Here is an 862-nt window from a genome sequence, read left to right as displayed (position 1 = left end):
CACCAGCTCCCCCGGCCCGCGCCGCAGCGCGCCCTCGGCGGCGACGACCTCCGCGCCGGGGGCCTGGAGCACGAGCGCCCAGTCCACGAGGTCGCGGGCCAGCAGCCGGGCCAGCTCGCGCAGCGCCGCCGGGACGTCGAGGTCGGTGACGGCCCCGCTGAGCTCCAGCAGCAGGGCCAGGCGGGCCCGCGACTGCCGCTCCTGACCGTGGGCGCGCGCCACCTCGTCGGCGGCGTGCACCCGCTCGCTGACGTCGGAGAGGGCGGCCACGAAGTGCAGCAGCCGGCCGTCCTCGTCGCGCACGGGCACGAGGGACACCCGGTTCCAGAAGGGGGTGCCGTCGGCGCGGTGGTTGAGGAGGGTCACGTCCACGGGCTCGGCGCGGGCCACGGCCTCCCGCATGGCCCGCACCGGCGCGGGGTCGGTGCCCGGGCCCTGCAGGAAACGGCAGTTGCGCCCGACGGCCTCGTGCGCGCCGTAGCCGGTCAGGTGGGTGAACGCCTCGTCCACCCACACCAGGGGGTTGCCGGGCAGGCCGGGGTCGCTCACCGCGAACGCCGGGCCGACGGCGTCGGCGGCGCGCTGGCGCAGGGCCGCCATGACGGGGCGGGCCGCCGTCGGGGAGGAGCCGGCCGCCGCGTCGCCGGCCGCCTCCAGCAGCGCGCGCGACGGCGGGTGGCTGCGCTCGGCCATGCGTCGGTCTCTCCTCGGGGCGGTGCAGCGGTGCGGGGGCCGCCGGTGGGGCGGCCGCTTTCCCAGGACTGGGCCCCATGTTCTACCGTGCCGCTGCGACCCGCTCGTTCGCGCGGGCCGGGGTGCGGGACACTCGAGGGCGCGACGCCACGGTCGCGATGGCGTGCGG

The 862-nt window shown here is 79.0% G+C and carries 1 protein-coding gene; it reads right to left on the bottom strand.

Annotation, left to right across the window (positions count from 1 at the left end):
- Positions 1 to 693: PAS domain-containing protein (locus ABEB16_RS20435; RefSeq protein ID WP_345714030.1), on the bottom strand; the 693-nt coding region annotated here is incomplete at its 3' end.
- Positions 694 to 862: the final 169 nt, after the last annotated feature.

The sequence above is a fragment of the Kineococcus glutinatus genome, assembly GCF_039542765.1.
GTDB lineage: Bacteria > Actinomycetota > Actinomycetes > Actinomycetales > Kineococcaceae > Kineococcus_A > Kineococcus_A glutinatus.
Note: the sequence above shows the minus strand (reverse complement) of the source record. Positions and strands in the feature narration are given on the sequence as shown.